The following is a 16,418-nucleotide window of genomic DNA, read 5'->3' as shown; positions in this document are numbered from 1 at the left end:
TAATTCTATTTAGTTAATTATCTTTCTTATCAAGGGTATTTAGTTGATCCATATAGTCATCACTAAATCTTGTTTTCATAAATACAATCAGTAGCATGATAATAAATCCAAACGTTTGTATCATAATCATTGTAATGATATTAAATTGGATTAATCCTATTAGCATAGCTACTAGAGTAGGTATTCCTAATGAATTGACAACTAAATTAACTGATTCCTTGTAAGTTTGAATCGTAGATATTTGTCCTTTCTTAGTAAGAAGAACAAATAAGGATGATCCTAGACTAATTACCACAATACTAACAAGTAGTAGAGTTGATAGAGAAATTAATAAACTTCCTACAATAAAGCTCTTATTTTGAATGAACCATTGACGTGAAAGTTCTGTCTTAAGCTCTTCCACAGTTGTGATTTCCTCAATGGAAAAATCATTCGTATAGGCAACCGTTGTGATTGGGTTACTACTCTCTTTAATAATCAATTCATTCTCTTGAAATAAAAGTGTATTCTCTGCATTCTTTGCATTCTCTTTTTCTAGCTCCGATACATTTCCACCAACTATGCCATTTTCCATTTCAAAATAAAAGTTATTAGGTAATGTTAGCTTTCCTTGTGAATATTCCGCATCTTCAAGTGCATCAATCACGGATTCATCTAAGAGTTCAAACGCACCAGGATATGTTTCTTCTACAGGGTAGGAATCCATTTTTGCAATATTTATCGATAATGGGATCATCATTAATCCATTTAAAAACAATAAAAGAATAATAATTTGAAACCAATTTAATTGTTTTCTACCGTTAAATACGCGTATGGGTGTCATAACACTTTTGAAATAGTTCATTGGAAACGTATCTTTTTTCATGTTGTTCACTTCATTTCTTTTGAGATTAATCGTTTATTTGTATTACCCTTTCGTACCACCTGATGTTAAACCTGCGACAAAATGCTTTTGTAACATGAAGAACAGAAGGGTAATTGGTATTGCAATTAAAATAGCTCCTGCAGCAAATAATGCAACCTTTTGGTTTTGCGGGTTATTAATAAATGTTTGCAGACCAATGGCAACCGTATAGTTTTCAGGTGTACGTAGCAAGAATTTCGCTAGCATGTATTCCCCGAATGGTGTCATAAAGGCCCATAATGATTGTACGGCAATCATAGGTTTAACCAATGGTAATACAATCTGTGCGAATATACGGAAGTGACCTGCACCATCTAATTTCGCTGATTCGTCTAAATCAATAGGAACCGTATCGAAGTATCCCTTCATTAGCCAAGTATTCATCGGAATACCTCCACCAATATATAGGAACATTAAGAACCAACTTTGATCTAAAGCCCCCATCAATAGTGCCATAACATAGAATGCAGTTAAAGCAGCTGTTGTTGGTACCATTTGGATAATCAAGAAAAACATTAAGCTTTTCTTACGTCCAACAAAACGGTATCTACTATACGTATAACCTGCTAGTGTAATAACGGTAACTTGTACTACCATCGTTACTAAAGCAATGACTAATGTATTCCAATACCATTCTCCATACAAGGTTTCTGTAAATAATCTTGAAAAGTTACTTAATGTCCATTCTGCATCAAAGTTCAAGTTGAAAGCAGTAACGTTTCCAGCTTTAAATGCAGAACTCGCTGTAATCAATAGTGGATAAATAATGATTACTGCTAATAACAATAGATAGAAATACGTAAATATTTTACTAAATGCCCGGGAGGTTTTTTGGGATTTTACTATTTTGCTCATCACTAATCCTCCATTTCAAATGCTTTCGTTTTCTTAAAGATAATCAACGAAATGATAATGACAAATAAGGAAATAAACAATGTCACGGCAGAAGCTATTGAATACTGTGGTGACGTTCCAGTTGTCAATTTATAAATCCATGAAATTAAAATATCAGTTGAGCCTGCTCCAGCTCCAATACTTCCAGGACCACCTTCGTTAAATAGATAAATCATCGAGAAGTTATTAAAGTTACCAGTATATTGCGTAATAAAGATTGGTGCTGCAATAGTAAAGATTGCTGGCATCGTAATATGTTTAAAGCGCTGCATTACTCCAGCACCATCAATACGCGCAGCTTCATATTGCTCTTCAGGAATAGATTGCAAGATACCTGATACAAGCACATAGATAAACGGAAATCCTAGCCATCCTTGAATCATGATAATTGCTATTTTAGTAAAGAAAGGATCTGTTTTCCATGGTAAACTATCAAGTTCCACAAAAGGTATTAATGCATCCAATAATGGGATGACTTGTGTGTTGATTGCACCGATACTATCATTAAACATATTTGAAAAACTCATAATCGTAATAAATGCAGGTACCGCCCACGGTAAAAGGAAGATGATTCCAAATACACGTTTAAATTTAATAAATTTTTGATTTAATACAACCGCTGTAAAAATACCGATTACGATTTGAAGTGTTGTTGCTGCTAATGTCCAAATTACTGTCCATCCAAATACAGCAAAGAATGTATCACGATATGAACTTAAGAAAAATATGTTACTAAAGTTCTCAAAGCCCACCCAATCTATTAGCTTAGCTGGTGGAATATGATAAAAATCATAATTGGTAAATGCAATAAAGATTGTTACTAATACTGGAAATACAATTGCAAATACCATAGCTATATACGCTGGAATTGTAAACAAATATGGGAATCCACGATCTGCCATATTTAGTAGAACGGATTTCATTGAGGTATTTACTTTTTTACCTTCCGCCCATAATCTAGCTACTTTTCTAGCATCGGATAAATTAATCGCGTAAAAAAGTATAAATAATAGAAGAATTAGTAATTGTAAGGAACCTTCAATTAGTATAAAAAGTGAATGGTCCGTACCAGGGGTACTCCCAAGTGTAAATAAACCGATTAATGCTTCCACACCAAAATTAAACATTTCTATAATAAACAGAGCAAAAATGACAAGAAATGCAATTCCTTTAAATAGCTGTTTATTATAAATTTGGCCTAAACCTGGAATTATAGAGAGTAGTGTTGCTGTTTTTAAACGTTTATTCTCTTTTTCTATATATTCCATTATTTCTCACTCCCTTATTAAATAAACTGAGGCAGAGAGAATTTCTCTGCCAAAGTTTAACCTGCATTATTAGTATTTTTGAGAGATATTTTCATTAATAACGTTTACTGCGTCATTAGCTGAATCTGTTGCTGATTTATTTCCTGAAGCAGCATCAAACATAAGTGTTTCTGCACCTGTCCAAACTTCAGCCATTTCTGGAATGTTTGGCATTGGAATTGCTTCATTGTACTGATTAATAACAGCAGAAGTAAGTTCGTCTCCAGCTTCAACTACTGTAGCTCTAGTTAATTGGTTAGCAGGAACTTCACCTTTATCTTCATATAGTTTTTGTTGGTTTGCTTCATTTGCAACGAAATCTAACCATTTTTGTGCTGCTTCTTTATCTTTTGCATAGTTACTTGCAATCCATGCTTTACCACCAGCAAATGGTTGATACTCTTCACCATTTGGTAGAGTAGGGATCATGGATACACCAAAGTTTACTCCTGCTTCAGTATAGTTAGAAGCAGACCATGGTCCACCAATGATTGCCGCTGTTTTACCAGTTGTAAATTGTTCATCAATAAAATTACCAGCAGTTGTTGAATCTAGCATACCTTGTGGCCATCTATCGAACCATTCTGTTGCATATTCAATTCCTTCAATTGCACCATCTGTATTTAAACCAACATCAGATGGGTCTGCACCATTATCACCGAATACATAACCACCGTAAGCAGAAAGTAATCCGTAAGTGCTATAGAAATCTAACCAGTTAGCAAGGAATGCAGTTGTTCTTCCTTCTTCTGATTCAAATGCAAAACGATCATCTTCAGCAAGTGCTTCAATATCAGCAAATGTTTCAGGAGCTTGATCAACTAAATCTTTGTTGTAGTAAAGAACTAATGCTTCAATAACAAATGGGGCACCATATGTTTTACCATCAATTGTAACTTGTTGTTTGTCTAGATCATCATAACGGCCATCATCAGGGAAACTGTATTCCGCTAAGTGTCCTTGTTGACCTAGGTTACCAACTCTATCATAAGGAGCGATCATAACGTCTGGAGCAATTCCAGCAGGTCCATCTAATGGAAGGGCTTCTAATGTTTCAAATAAATCTCTTTCTGTAACTGTTACTTTAATCCCTGTTTCTTCTTCAAATGCAGGGACAATGTCTTTTACATAATCGATATACCCAGCTTCAACACCAATTTCTAGTGTTCCAGCAGCAGTACTATCTCCGTCATCTGAAGATTTTTCTTTACCTTCATCACTATCTCCACATGCCGCTAAAGCTAGTAAACTAGTTAACATAGCGATAAAAGCTAGCTTTTTCCAATTAAATTTCATCATTTGTAATCCCCTCTTTCTTTTTTAGTTAGTTCTAACTAAAAAATATCTTGTTTTGTAAGACTATACATCTAGAAAACTTGAAAGGTAATTATTTGCATGCAACTATATAGCGCCCCCTTTTATATAGTTCGTCAACGTTGTGAAAACGTTTGCGCAACCTTTACAAATTGATTGTACCCTTTTTTTCTATTTTGCGCAATCGTTTTCATAAATATTTTTGTGAACATTTTTGGAATTGATTATTATAAGACCATTTTTAAATAATTTTCATATTGACTTTGTTATCCGGTTACAGTACATTGAAAAGTATAATAAAAGGGCAATGCTTTGTTTCAAACAACAACCCCGTTTACATTCTTGTAAACGGGGTTATTTTATTATTAAAGGAGAGATATTCATGATTAAAGAAGCTATTTTTCACCGTCCTAAAAATAATTACGCCTACGCATATAATGCGGACACCATCCATCTCATGCTTCAAACGAAAAGGGATGATGTAGATCATGTTAAGCTTATCTACGGAGATCCTTATGATTGGTCAAATGATGTTTGGAATACATTATCGATGCCGATGACTAAATCAGGTTCAACTGCTCTCTATGATTACTGGACTATTTCGGTCGATCCTGAGTTCCACCGTATGCGCTACGCATTTGAATGCTCTGATCATATCGAAACCCTGTACTATATGGAAAGTGGATTTTTCACCTCTACACCTGCTGATATTGCATACTACTTCTGCTTCCCATACTTAAATAATGTCGATGTATTCCGTGCTCCAGAATGGGTTAAAGACACCGTTTGGTATCAAATTTTTCCAGAACGATTTGGGAATGGAGATGCTTCACTTAATCCAGAAGGAACGCTTCCATGGGGGAGTGCAGATCCAACCCCGACAAACTTTTTCGGTGGAGATTTTCAAGGTGTGATTGACCATTTAGATCATTTAGTAGAGTTAGGTATAAGTGGAATCTACTTTACTCCGATATTTAAAGCTCATTCAAACCATAAATATGACACGATAGATTATATGGAAATTGATCCACAGTTTGGAGACAAAGAAACATTTCGCCGCCTCGTACAAGAATGTCATAAAAGAGAAATTCGAGTAATGCTAGATGCAGTATTTAATCACAGTGGCTTTTATTTCCCAGCCTTCCAGGATGTGTTAAACAATCAGGAAAGTTCTAAGTACAAGGATTGGTTCCATTTATGGGAATTCCCTGTTAAAGCCGAAGGAAAGCCTAATTATGATGCATTTGGATTTGTTTCCTCCATGCCAAAGCTAAATACAGAAAACGCTGAAGTAAAAGACTATCTATTACAAGTAGCACGTTATTGGGTTGAAGAGTTTGATATTGATGGTTGGCGCTTAGATGTTGCTAATGAAGTGGATCATGCGTTTTGGAGAGATTTCCGTAAAGTAGTAAAGGCCGTTAAACCTGAGGCATATATTTTAGGTGAAATCTGGCATGACTCCATGCCATGGCTACAAGGCGATCAATTTGATGCTGTTATGAACTATCCATTCACTAATAGTGCAATCGATTTCTTTGCAAAAGAGAGCATTTCTGCTCAAGAATTCTCGGATTCTGTAACCAAAGTTCTTCATATGTATCCTAAAAATGTAAATGAAGTTGCTTTTAATCTATTAGATAGCCATGATACACCACGTATCCTAACGCTTGCTAACGGAAGTCATGACCGTGTAAGACTATTATACTTATTCCAGTTAAGCTTCATAGGAACTCCTTGTATTTATTATGGAGATGAAATTGGTATGGCTGGCGGTCAAGATCCTGGATGTCGTGCTTGTATGGAATGGAATGTAGAAAAGCAAAATAGAGAACTATTTTGTTATGTACAAACGCTATTACAATGGCGCAGAACGGAGCCAGTCTTTGGAAATCATGCTGATATTCGATTTGTCCATGTAGATAATGAAAAAAATTATATTATTTATGAAAAGTTCAATGAAGATACACGCTTACGTTTCTATGTTAATAATAGTAGTAAGGTACTTGAGATTCCTAGTGATGAACTTCATACTACTACGGTTAAGGAATGGGCTATCGAATCGGAAGAGAAGAAGGAATTGACTTTAGGAACTACTATAGAAATTGGTCCACTTAGTTTTCGTATTTTTGAATTATAGGATAGATAATACCCTAGCGCTACCTGAAAGCGCTAGGGTATTTTTTTAGTTCTGTTTACGTTTTTTAAATAGATAAATAGTGATTGAACCAACTACAAAAACAACTGCTGCGACGATAATCCAAAGTTGTGCATTCGTTTGCTTTGTCGCCTCTTCAACAAGATATATTTCTGATGTTTCTTTTGGAATGGATATCTCATAACCATCTGAATCATCTATAATAGTAGTATTTTCTAGTATAGGACGTAACTGAAGATCCGCTTTAAGTTGCTCGTGTGTAAATGTTACTGTTTGATCTGATGTTGTGTGATTAATAGCTATTATCAAGCTATCTCCCTCATATGTACGCTTAACTATGGTCATACCATTTTGATCAAGTAACACTTCCAGATCACCCTTCCAAAGGGCAGGGTAGTTTTTCCGGATATCACTTAAGGAAGCGATGTATGACACTAATTCATGATCCTCAAATTCCATCATTCGGCGATTGTCAGGATCCTCACCACCATCCATGGCTATTTCTGTCCCATAATAGACAATAGGAATTCCAGGAGCCGTATACATATACGTTAACGCTTGTTTTAACTGTGTAACTGGATCTTGCTCTTTTTCAATTGCTAGTCTTGCAAATCGCTTGTTATCATGATTATCAATGAAATTCCCTAAAAGATATGGATTGTCATAGAGGTTTTGATTTCGTTTCCAAACAACCTCCATATACTTTCCAATCTCCTGGTCAGATTTACTAAAAATTCGTGTCGCCTCATTGAAAAATGGATAATCAACAAATGAATCAATTCCAGTCTCGGCATAATCTGCTACATAGGTTGGGTCATTATGCCAAACCTCACCTATTAGAAAGAAATCCTCTTTAACGGACTTTACTTCCTTAGAAAATTCCTCCCAAAAATCTTTTGGAACATGTTTTACCGTATCTAGTCGATAGCCATCAATATCGGTTTCTTCTATCCACCATTTGGCCATATCTAGTAAATACTTACGTGTTTCAGGATTTTCTTGTGCCAAATCTGGTAACCCAGCTAATCGGCCATTTTCTACATTTTCTTGATTATCCCAATTTGTTATCGGTAGGTCCTCATGAAACCAGTCTTGTTTTTCTGATTCTTGTAACCATGGGTGCTGGTACCCTGTATGATTAACAACAAGATCAAGGATTATTTTAATTTCACGGTCATGTGCTTCTTGAACTAATGTTTTAAATTCATCCAATGTCCCAAAATGCTCTTCCACTTCATAGAAATCTTCTGTCCAATATCCGTGATACCCTTTAGATTCATTATTGACTATTGGAGTTAACCAAATGGCTGTAAAGCCCATATCTTTAATATAATCTAACTTGTCTATAATCCCTTGAATATCCCCTCCATGAAAAGCTCTAGGATCATTCATATCTACTTCAAAATCATTTGATGTATTTCCATTATGAAAACGATCAATCATAATAAAGTAGATCATTTCATCTTCCCATGTATCTTTTTCCTCTGCTTGCACTGGTAATAAGATACTAGATAATAATAGTAATGTTATGAAAGCGATTAACTTTTTCATCATAAGCCTCCTCGTTGATTTCAAAGTTATTCTATCTTATTTAACTAAATTTTGTATACTAAGATAAAAAGAAATTGGAAAAGTAGCGAATTTACTATTCCAATTTCTTCATTAATTTTTCATTAATTTTTCATTAATTTTCTTTAATAACTACTTGGGAACGAAAGACAACCTTATTATCAGATTCTCTTATCCCTTCGACTACGACTAGGTTTTCGTGAAGTCTCGAAATATCCTTCATTATTATTAATGTATCTCCTGGTAATGCTTCATTTATGTAATTGACTTCAATAGAGCTAGTATGATAGTTTTCATGTTCCTTTAATGGAAAACAATCCATAATGAAATCTACATACCGAGAGTTATTTAGATGACCATTAAAATCAATATCGCTATAACCAATTGTTTTATGGTAGGCGGTTTCCAGATTTTCTGTTGCTTTTATTTTTCCTAATTCTACATCGATAGCTTTTTCTGTAATTAAATCTGGATATTCTAAATTAATTGCCTCACTACGCTTTAATCTACGTTTTTTCAAGTCCATAATTACCCAAACAGAAACAGCTCTTGATATTATTTCTCCCTTTGTATCATACACGATAAAATCACGTTCAAATTCAAGCTTTCCGGGTTTTAAAGGCCATGTTTCGATAATAATTTCTTCATCCAATTTTGGATTACGAATCAAATCAATACGAATTCTCATAAGCACAAAGGCTACTCCATACTTTTCAACTAATTGATTAATTCCTACCCCAAGGTTTTCTGCAGCTTGATTCGCTATATCTTGGAAGTAACCGAATAGTGAGCTAAGTTTTAGTTCCTTTTTAAAATCAACACTATTCAAGTCAATATGATAGTTTTTCTTATATCTCGTCATACGTTCCATCTTATCTCTCCTAGTTGCAACATTCCATATTATAACAATTACTTTAACATATAATTGATTTTTAGTTATTGTTTGAGGATTAATTTCGGGGGCTTCCTAGTAGTTAGATGTAGTGCGTGGATTTTAATACAAAAGCGTTCAAATGGACAGGTTCGAGGGGATTTTGGGAATCTTTGTCCTTTAGATGCTTTCTAGTAGACTGAGTTGAGGTTTTTCCGAATCTTTGCGTTCAGCTTTTCAACCTTCAATTATATATCCTTGGACTAAATTTATCAAATCATTGATTTACGTCTCGTACTCCGCCACTTGTTCCCTAGAACTTTTCATTCTATCCTTCCATACTTCAATGCTTTTCCCGTATTTTTATTCGATGTATGAAGAAATAATAGATTAGATAGTTCTCCATATCACTTAAAGAACGTTTATAAATGTCAAGTAGGTTTAATATATCATCTAAAATACCTTAAGTTAATCTTTAAATCACGTTTCATGACGAATCACTATTATCAAATACATATTTATAACAAAACAAATTTCTAAGCATTTCTTAAATCGACTAAATCAGCTCAGAATATATTCCAAATACCAGAAAGTATCAAGTAAACCACAGCTATTATTGGATTAGCTATGATTAATTTGATGCTTATCTTATAAATTATTTCTTCTATAAATGATATCAGGGACCTCTTTCACTTGACATAGAATACGAGTATAAGCCCTCCCAATTGCTCATTACTTCCATTTTACCGAAAGTATCTTTCATTATTGTATAGTTCTCTACTTTATTCATTGACTATTCAATACGATACTCATCAGTTACTTTCCATAAAATGCTCATACTTATCAATCCAATTAAAGCCATTTCTTAATATGGAAAAACTGATTAAAATATAGCACATGGAATTTTGCATAGTTTAATGATTCTCCTACTTAATAATATTCCACTCTGGAGAACAGAACATACTATTTATCGGATCAAATCAAATATATAATTCAAAAGAAATTAATAATTTCTACTTAAATTTTTCAGCGTATAGTAAATCAGATTCCGTTGGTTCTTTTTTCTCTTCCAATATATTCCCGATTTCGTCATATTTTATATAGGTCATCTCACGTCCAGCAATACACTCCGATTCATATTTTTTGGACTGATTCTCATAAAATTCAATTTGTTTCCCATCTGCAGCACCCTTTTTCATTTTTCCTATTCTTTTAATATTTCCATTCGGATAAAAAGAAATATTTTGACCTTGTTTTACACCATCTTTAACATAAAAATAACTCTCTATATTCCCATTTTCATATAAGTCGAAAGCAATCCCAGTAAATAACTTTTCTTCTCCAGACTCAGTATACTCTACTATTCCTAAATCATATGGTCCACCATACTCTAATTCCCCCTTGAATTCCATTCCATTTTTAACTAAATAATCTTTTGTTAATATATCATTTGGCATTTTTAGAGACCTCCGTATTTATTTCAAATTCGTCCGTTAGATATAAAAATGTGGACACCTTAATAACATCATTACCGCTGGTTTATTTTTGTTTTGACCAGTGCGTATTACGTTTATAACAAAATCATCAATACAAGCGTTAGGATTAGCTTTTAACGCTTTATTTAAAGCTATTACTTCTGCATGCGTTCCAGCACCTTTGGTAAACTCATAAGAATCTATATTTTTCGGCATAGAATCGTATTTATTCGTATGTTGTACTTTGTAATCTTCTGAATCAAAAATCCTAAATAACTCTTTCAATTCAAGTATTGATTCTTTAGTTGCTTTACCGAAAGAATATAAATTCATACATTTACTCCTGTTTACTCTTCTTAGATAATGACATACCACCCAAATGCCGGAATGGTCTGGGTAATTCTTTATTAATTTCTTACAGTGTTGTTAAATCCTGATGATGTGCCATATATTTTCATCTAATTTTGCCCATTGGTGCTAATTCATCAGCCTTAGCAAAATCAATATCATATGTATCATATTTTCCTATTGAGACTTCTTGAATTTCCACCCCAGTTGATTTAAAATCAGGAAAGTCATTTAGAAACACGGTTTGAAGGAACTTACCAGTCATATACCATTAATAAAGCACCTGTTGCATTAATGCAAAACAGGTGCTCTGCCATCTACTTCTCTTCGAATTTTTCCATTCTCTCAATTAAGTCTAAATCAAATTTTTCTTTATTTTGACTTACATATTTATATTCAAAATATTCAATTCTAGATACCGGACCAAATTCGCTATCATGCCAATTTGTGTAATCAAAATGTACATTTAGTTTTCCCGATGAATTAAGTAATAATGTCACTGAAAACCAAGGTTCTTGGTCATTATCAGTAAAAACTTTTTGGAGTTCAACAGTAAGTTGAAATAGTTTATGTAGTTCTTTATTATAATCCCTCTTATCAACACTATATAATTTTGGAATATAATGTGAAAAAATATGTTGTTCTTCATCTCTGGACGTAAAAAAGAAGAAAACTCCTCCTTCACCCTCCTTAACTTCACCATTAAAATAGAAATTGTCCCATTCAGTTGGAATCATATCATTAACCTGTTGTGCAATTTCTTTATATAACTCGTTTAATTCTGTTTCAAAACTCATCAATATCAGCCTCCTGATTTATTTGCAATCTCGCGAATCACTGGAAATTGGCCTTCAATTTCATATTCGACCATAAAGGAATCTGGTCGCATTGAATTATTAGAATAGATCGGTTCAATACTAACAGAGACTTTCTTAGGCGGTACCTCTTTCAATGCATTTGCCCATTCTGTCTCCATATTATACCAAACTCCACCTCTTCTATTAATCTGACTATTTTGAGGTACAAGATTGTCTATATCTCCAGGACCCTTAAATTGTGCACCTATTAAATGACCACCATCATCATCTGGTAATCTATCTTTATCTCCTACATTTGCTTGTGCATATTTATTTCTGTCAGCCTTTTTTAATATAAGTTCAGGAGCCTCAACATTGACTATACGCCCAAGTTCATCGGTAGTATATTTATAATCATCATTTGTTACATATTTTGCATTTGGAAGTAATTGTTTTTCCCATTTTTACCTTTTAGATTATGTTTTCCGAAATCAATTTCTTTTATTTCCTTAATAATATTATCTTCAACTATACCCTTACCTTCAACTGTCTCAACTTTAGCCCTTCTCATCAGTATCCTATTAACACTCCCTGGACCACCATCAAACGCAAAATTCACATTCCGCCCCTGAAGATTATCTCTGAATATCCTCATTCCATCAATAACACCACTTTTAAATTCAATATCACTTTTTTCTATTTACTAATAATAATTCAACAGGATCTACAATTTTTATTTGTAGTTTTATTTACTGTTTATTAAGTTTATCGGTATCAAACACTTTTCCAATTCTAGCACTTAATCCATCCAACTACTGGCACGAAACCAGCGGTAATGTTTTCCGTTACATACACAATACTTGGTGTTATTACCAGTGCTGTTGATGAAAAAAGCAGTTGCGGTATCCCTTGAACGAATTTTCTCCCCCCCCTCTTAAAATATCATTTCGACAGTTTAGTACTTCTCAAAAAAACAAAAGCACCTCTTGTCTTCTTGACAATCAAATGCTTTTCTCTTCAATGTAAAAATATCAATTTAGTCTATATACTCTGCTGTACCTATAAAATCTAATTTGTATTCATTTTCATTTACTGAGGACATATGTCTTCCATCTTTATCATAATTATAGTTATAAATTAATATAATGGTATTATATTTAGAGTTTAACTTAACATCTATAAACTGCTTTATTAACTGATCATCATATGAAAAATCCACTAGAAGCTCTTTTATATCATCTTCAGCATCCGTTATCCAATCCTTTTCAATTAAGTCTCTATCATAATATCCTAATTTAAATTCTCTCTCAAAAACAGAAGGTATACTATCTCCATCTTCGTCATACCGTATTTTAGTATATTTTTCAATCTCTTCAAAATTACTGAAGTATCCCAACCACAAAGAAACATCGTTTTTCAATGTTTTACCTCCTTAGACCTTCTGGTAAATCCAGAACTCCATAAATAAGGCTCCTCCATACCTAAATATATAACATTACCAGCTGGATCATCTGCTATTGGTATAAAGCCTTTTAGCAAGTCTAAATTCATATATGTCTATAACTTTCTCTAAGTTATCGTACATTTCACCTATGCCATTAAATACATTCAAAACACTTTTCCCCATTTTATCAGAAATAGTAAATATACTTTCTTTCGGATATCCACTATTCCATTTAAGTAAAAATTCAGTATACTTTTTTAAAATTTCACATCAGTATCTATTTCAAATTGTTTAATTTCTTCTATAGTAAGTTTCTCATGAGAACCTTCAATTTTGACCATTTTCATATCCTCCTTTTAATTTTTTCCATTAACTCACCAAAGGTTTCAAAAAGTGCTAGCTTTTTTAGTTGATCGAGGTAACCCCATTTCTTCTAACATATTCTTACCAAGTTTTGCTGAACTTCCATCAGTTACCTTTCCTGGAGTCCCAGGTATAAGTCTTTTAATTTCAATTTTCCCCTTAACTTCAACCCTCTCATTATTAGTCCTTCTCCATGTATCATCAGAATCATTAATTAACCTATTATTACTCCCACTTCCAGGATCACCATCAAACGCAAAATTCACATTACGTCCCTGAAAAATATCTCGAAATATCCTCATGCCATCAATTACACCATTAGTAAATTCAATACCAACCATTTTTCCTTCTTTATTAGCGGTTTTATTCACTGACCTTTTGGGCTTATCCATACTAATTACCTTACCTATTTTCGCATACTTACTCCACCCAACAATCGGTACAAATCCAACGGCAACTCCACCCGTTACATAAACAATACCATCTTCTTCCACTGAATCTGAAATGGATTGTCCCATACCTTCTACTACACTGAATGGCTTCCCGGTCCCTTCCGCTAAATCCCAAATTCCCTCGAAGAAGTTTGTATACTTTTTCTTCTATGTAGCAGCTTTATCATTGTATTCATCATCCATATTCTCATACTTTTTCACCTTGGAATTGTAAATATTCCATAGTTGATCCATTTTTTGATTTAGACGATTCTTCGGTAATTCGATATCACTACGGATACCCGCAATTTATACTACTTGCGTTTTCTCTGCGTCACTTACATCCTCCCCAAAACCCAGAATGATGGAGACTTATAGGTTCGGCTAATCGCTTTTGGAACATTATTGTAGATGCCACTTTCCATTTGTTTTAAATTCCATTAAATATCATTTCGGTCCACTCGCATCATCGCTTTTAGTTGTAGTGGAGTAATGTAAGCCATGGTGTCGTCAATGGAAGAACCATCCCCTTTTTTTAACAAAAACTAAAAGACACCATGATGGTCTAAAGCCATCATGGTGTCTTTATTAGTAAACGTGTAGATGTTCTTTCTCCACAAAAATAAACTATTTAAAATACCATGCTTTCGCTTATTCAAATAAATTTTCAACCTCAACTGCCCAAAAGCTTCCCTCTTCTAAACATTTACCATCAATCTTTACCAATTCTTCTTTCAACCAATTAATTACAGAATTTGGAATATCATTATCAATAAAGGCATCTTCGCCATTCACTTCTATTGCCTTATCAATCATTTTTGAATATACTAATATACACTCTGCAAATTGATTTAAAGAAGAGTTAATATATACTTCTTTATAGTTATCACTATTATGAAGAAATACAACAGTTTCTTGCTCCTCAATTAAACAAATTGGATCCCCAGAGCCTGTTGATCCCAAAAACCAATATCTTTGAAATGACTCTGGCATATTAAACACACTCGTTACAGGTCGTAATAACCCTTCTGATGAAGTAAATTCTAAATATGGTGGAGGTGTTTCAGGTAATCCCGCAACTGTCAGAAATTTCTTTAGTTCATCTGAAAAATCTAAACCTATTAACTCTTGCTCATTAAAAGTAATTAGCGGGCCATCTTTATTAATATCCCATTTATTATTAAATTCTTCTGGTTTTATCATCTTCTCACCTTCTTAAACTTTGTATAAAAATTTCTAATCTATATGCAATGTTATTATCTATTCCAGTAATTCCCCATTCCTTTTCTACGTTATGAATACCTCCATACCCAGGATGTAAACTTTTCGGCAAAGCCACTGCTTGCCCTCCTTCACCTATATGGTGATGCCTCATTGGTTCTTTTAAATATTCTCTATACTGAGGAAAGTGTTTTATAAATTGCTCGTCAACGATTGGAACCCGCCCTCTTTTTATCAAAGCTACATTTCCAGAACTCCAATACTCTGGATTCCTTTTAAGTAATGTATTGAAGAATTTCTTAGCATTTCTTTCCCAGCCACTAGCATTTGTTCCTGATTTATTACTTCCTTTGTAGCTCATCTCAACTATAAGTCTAGGATCAACTAAATACTCTTTAGGATATTTTGAAAGGTCCCTACCCTGATATCCTCTTACACTATCATATTTTCCATCATTACTCCACTTAGGTTCATTGAGAGTACCCTGATTAGCTACATCACCATTATCAATATCTTTCTGAATGTTAGCCCTTCTCATCGTATCATCTGACTCATTCAATACCCTATAAATATTCCCGCCCCCGGGAACTCCCGAAAATGCCACATTCTCAGTCCGACCTTGCAGAATTTCCTTAAAAATCCTCATTCCATTAATAACACCGCTTGTAAATTCAATACCAACCTTTTTCGCATTCACTAATAATAATTCGACAGGATCAACCATTTTTCCTTCTTTATTAGTGGTTTTATTCACTGACTTTTTTGGTTTATCGGTATCAAGTACTTTACCTATTTTAGCATACTTACTCCACCCAACAATCGGCACAAATCCAGCGGCAACTCCACCCGTTACATAAACAATACCATCTTCTTCCACTGAATCTGAAATGGATTGTCCCATACCTTCTACTACACTGAATGGATCCTCTACGATTTGTTGAACCATCGTATAAAAGCTATCAATCCGTTCATTGGCGGCATCTTTTAGGAATTTAGGTTCAATGATATCAGGTATTTTAGCGGATACTGCAATGATCCCCGCATCATAAACGAGCTTTATTAATCCCCAGCCTATATCAATAAACAAGCCCTTCAATAAACCAACAACTAAATCCGCTACAAACTTCCCGGTCCCTTCCGCTAAATCCCAAAAGCCTTCGAAAAAGTTTGTATATTTTTTCTTCAATGCAGCAGCTTTATCATTGTATTCATCATCCATATTCTCATACTTCTTCACCTTGGTATTGTAGATATCCCATAATTGGTCCATTTTATGATTCAAGCGATTATTTGTTTGTTCGATATCACTGCGGATACTCGCA

At 33.9% G+C, this 16,418-nt stretch carries 16 protein-coding genes and 1 pseudogene; 1 reads left to right on the top strand and 16 read right to left on the bottom strand.

Annotated elements, in window-relative coordinates; all coding sequences use genetic code 11:
• Positions 1–13 precede the first annotated feature (13 nt).
• From K332_RS0118605 to K332_RS0118590, 4 genes are all read right to left on the bottom strand, one after another.
• Positions 14–865 carry a DUF1189 family protein gene (locus K332_RS0118605; protein ID WP_036689360.1) on the bottom strand — a complete coding sequence of 284 codons (852 nt, stop codon included), beginning with the start codon at positions 863–865 and terminating at the stop codon, positions 14–16.
• 42 nt (positions 866–907) lie between these two features.
• Positions 908–1,759: a sugar ABC transporter permease gene (locus K332_RS0118600; RefSeq protein ID WP_026908827.1), complete on the bottom strand. Its 852-nt coding sequence runs from the start codon at positions 1,757–1,759 to the stop codon at positions 908–910.
• A gap of 2 nt (positions 1,760–1,761) precedes the next feature.
• A complete protein-coding gene (locus K332_RS0118595) occupies positions 1,762–3,066 on the bottom strand; it encodes a sugar ABC transporter permease (RefSeq protein WP_026908826.1) in 1,305 nt (434 codons plus the stop codon).
• Positions 3,067–3,135: 69 nt separating this feature from the next.
• Entirely contained in the window at positions 3,136–4,401 is a 1,266-nt protein-coding gene (locus K332_RS0118590; RefSeq protein ID WP_026908825.1) for an extracellular solute-binding protein, read from the bottom strand.
• 400 nt (positions 4,402–4,801) lie between these two features.
• On the opposite strand from K332_RS0118590, the gene K332_RS0118585 reads away from it, so the two are divergent.
• Positions 4,802–6,559: a glycoside hydrolase family 13 protein gene (locus K332_RS0118585; protein WP_026908824.1), complete on the top strand. Its 1,758-nt coding sequence runs from the start codon at positions 4,802–4,804 to the stop codon at positions 6,557–6,559.
• Between the two features lie 45 nt (positions 6,560–6,604).
• Here the strand turns inward: K332_RS0118585 and K332_RS0118580 are convergent, their stop codons facing one another.
• The 12 genes and pseudogenes from K332_RS0118580 to K332_RS24610 form a co-directional block, all read right to left on the bottom strand.
• The gene (locus K332_RS0118580; RefSeq protein ID WP_026908823.1) at positions 6,605–8,131 is read right to left on the bottom strand and encodes an alpha-amylase family glycosyl hydrolase; all 1,527 of its coding nucleotides are present in this window, start codon (positions 8,129–8,131) and stop codon (positions 6,605–6,607) included.
• Between the two features lie 130 nt (positions 8,132–8,261).
• Entirely contained in the window at positions 8,262–9,017 is a 756-nt protein-coding gene (locus tag K332_RS0118575; RefSeq protein WP_026908822.1) for an acyl-[acyl-carrier-protein] thioesterase, read from the bottom strand.
• 1,013 nt (positions 9,018–10,030) lie between these two features.
• Positions 10,031–10,474 (bottom strand): toxin-antitoxin system YwqK family antitoxin, encoded by a 444-nt coding sequence (locus K332_RS0118570; RefSeq protein ID WP_026908821.1) that lies wholly within the window; start codon positions 10,472–10,474, stop codon positions 10,031–10,033.
• 36 nt (positions 10,475–10,510) lie between these two features.
• A complete protein-coding gene (locus K332_RS0118565) occupies positions 10,511–10,825 on the bottom strand; it encodes a hypothetical protein (RefSeq protein ID WP_026908820.1) in 315 nt (104 codons plus the stop codon).
• A gap of 121 nt (positions 10,826–10,946) precedes the next feature.
• Complete coding sequence (locus K332_RS24615; protein WP_245604764.1) at positions 10,947–11,105, bottom strand: hypothetical protein; 159 nt, start codon at positions 11,103–11,105, stop codon at positions 10,947–10,949.
• A 52-nt stretch (positions 11,106–11,157) separates the two neighbouring features.
• Complete coding sequence (locus tag K332_RS0118555) at positions 11,158–11,637, bottom strand: immunity protein YezG family protein (protein ID WP_026908819.1); 480 nt, start codon at positions 11,635–11,637, stop codon at positions 11,158–11,160.
• A 5-nt stretch (positions 11,638–11,642) separates the two neighbouring features.
• Complete coding sequence (locus tag K332_RS23770; protein ID WP_342665480.1) at positions 11,643–12,020, bottom strand: DNA/RNA non-specific endonuclease; 378 nt, start codon at positions 12,018–12,020, stop codon at positions 11,643–11,645.
• A 41-nt stretch (positions 12,021–12,061) separates the two neighbouring features.
• Complete coding sequence (locus K332_RS24825) at positions 12,062–12,256, bottom strand: hypothetical protein (RefSeq protein ID WP_342665473.1); 195 nt, start codon at positions 12,254–12,256, stop codon at positions 12,062–12,064.
• A gap of 417 nt (positions 12,257–12,673) precedes the next feature.
• Complete coding sequence (locus K332_RS0118540; protein WP_026908817.1) at positions 12,674–13,057, bottom strand: immunity 22 family protein; 384 nt, start codon at positions 13,055–13,057, stop codon at positions 12,674–12,676.
• A gap of 410 nt (positions 13,058–13,467) precedes the next feature.
• Positions 13,468–13,962 carry a hypothetical protein gene (locus K332_RS0118525; protein WP_026908816.1) on the bottom strand — a complete coding sequence of 165 codons (495 nt, stop codon included), beginning with the start codon at positions 13,960–13,962 and terminating at the stop codon, positions 13,468–13,470.
• Between the two features lie 564 nt (positions 13,963–14,526).
• Positions 14,527–15,078 (bottom strand): SUKH-4 family immunity protein, encoded by a 552-nt coding sequence (locus K332_RS0118520; RefSeq protein WP_026908815.1) that lies wholly within the window; start codon positions 15,076–15,078, stop codon positions 14,527–14,529.
• Between the two features lie 4 nt (positions 15,079–15,082).
• A pseudogene (locus K332_RS24610) lies at positions 15,083–16,418 on the bottom strand (hypothetical protein); the annotation flags it as partial.

Origin of the sequence: Paucisalibacillus globulus DSM 18846, from assembly GCF_000482485.1 — a bacterium.
GTDB lineage: Bacteria > Bacillota > Bacilli > Bacillales > Amphibacillaceae > Ornithinibacillus > Ornithinibacillus globulus.
The sequence above is the reverse complement of the archived record's forward strand: the minus strand, read 5'-3'. Positions and strand labels throughout refer to the sequence as shown.

Excerpts from the sequence above, each read along its gene's own strand:
- K332_RS0118605 (WP_036689360.1), bottom strand. The coding sequence starts at position 865 with ATGAAAAAAGATACGTTTCCAATGAACTATTTCAAAAGTGTTATGACA.
- K332_RS0118600 (WP_026908827.1), bottom strand. The coding sequence starts at position 1,759 with ATGAGCAAAATAGTAAAATCCCAAAAAACCTCCCGGGCATTTAGTAAA.
- K332_RS0118595 (WP_026908826.1), bottom strand. The coding sequence starts at position 3,066 with ATGGAATATATAGAAAAAGAGAATAAACGTTTAAAAACAGCAACACTA.
- K332_RS0118590 (WP_026908825.1), bottom strand. The coding sequence starts at position 4,401 with ATGAAATTTAATTGGAAAAAGCTAGCTTTTATCGCTATGTTAACTAGT.
- K332_RS0118585 (WP_026908824.1), top strand. The coding sequence starts at position 4,802 with ATGATTAAAGAAGCTATTTTTCACCGTCCTAAAAATAATTACGCCTAC.
- K332_RS0118580 (WP_026908823.1), bottom strand. The coding sequence starts at position 8,131 with ATGATGAAAAAGTTAATCGCTTTCATAACATTACTATTATTATCTAGT.
- K332_RS0118575 (WP_026908822.1), bottom strand. The coding sequence starts at position 9,017 with ATGGAACGTATGACGAGATATAAGAAAAACTATCATATTGACTTGAAT.
- K332_RS0118570 (WP_026908821.1), bottom strand. The coding sequence starts at position 10,474 with ATGCCAAATGATATATTAACAAAAGATTATTTAGTTAAAAATGGAATG.
- K332_RS0118565 (WP_026908820.1), bottom strand. The coding sequence starts at position 10,825 with ATGAATTTATATTCTTTCGGTAAAGCAACTAAAGAATCAATACTTGAA.
- K332_RS24615 (WP_245604764.1), bottom strand. The coding sequence starts at position 11,105 with ATGACTGGTAAGTTCCTTCAAACCGTGTTTCTAAATGACTTTCCTGAT.
- K332_RS0118555 (WP_026908819.1), bottom strand. The coding sequence starts at position 11,637 with ATGAGTTTTGAAACAGAATTAAACGAGTTATATAAAGAAATTGCACAA.
- K332_RS0118525 (WP_026908816.1), bottom strand. The coding sequence starts at position 13,962 with ATGGGACAATCCATTTCAGATTCAGTGGAAGAAGATGGTATTGTTTAT.
- K332_RS0118520 (WP_026908815.1), bottom strand. The coding sequence starts at position 15,078 with ATGATAAAACCAGAAGAATTTAATAATAAATGGGATATTAATAAAGAT.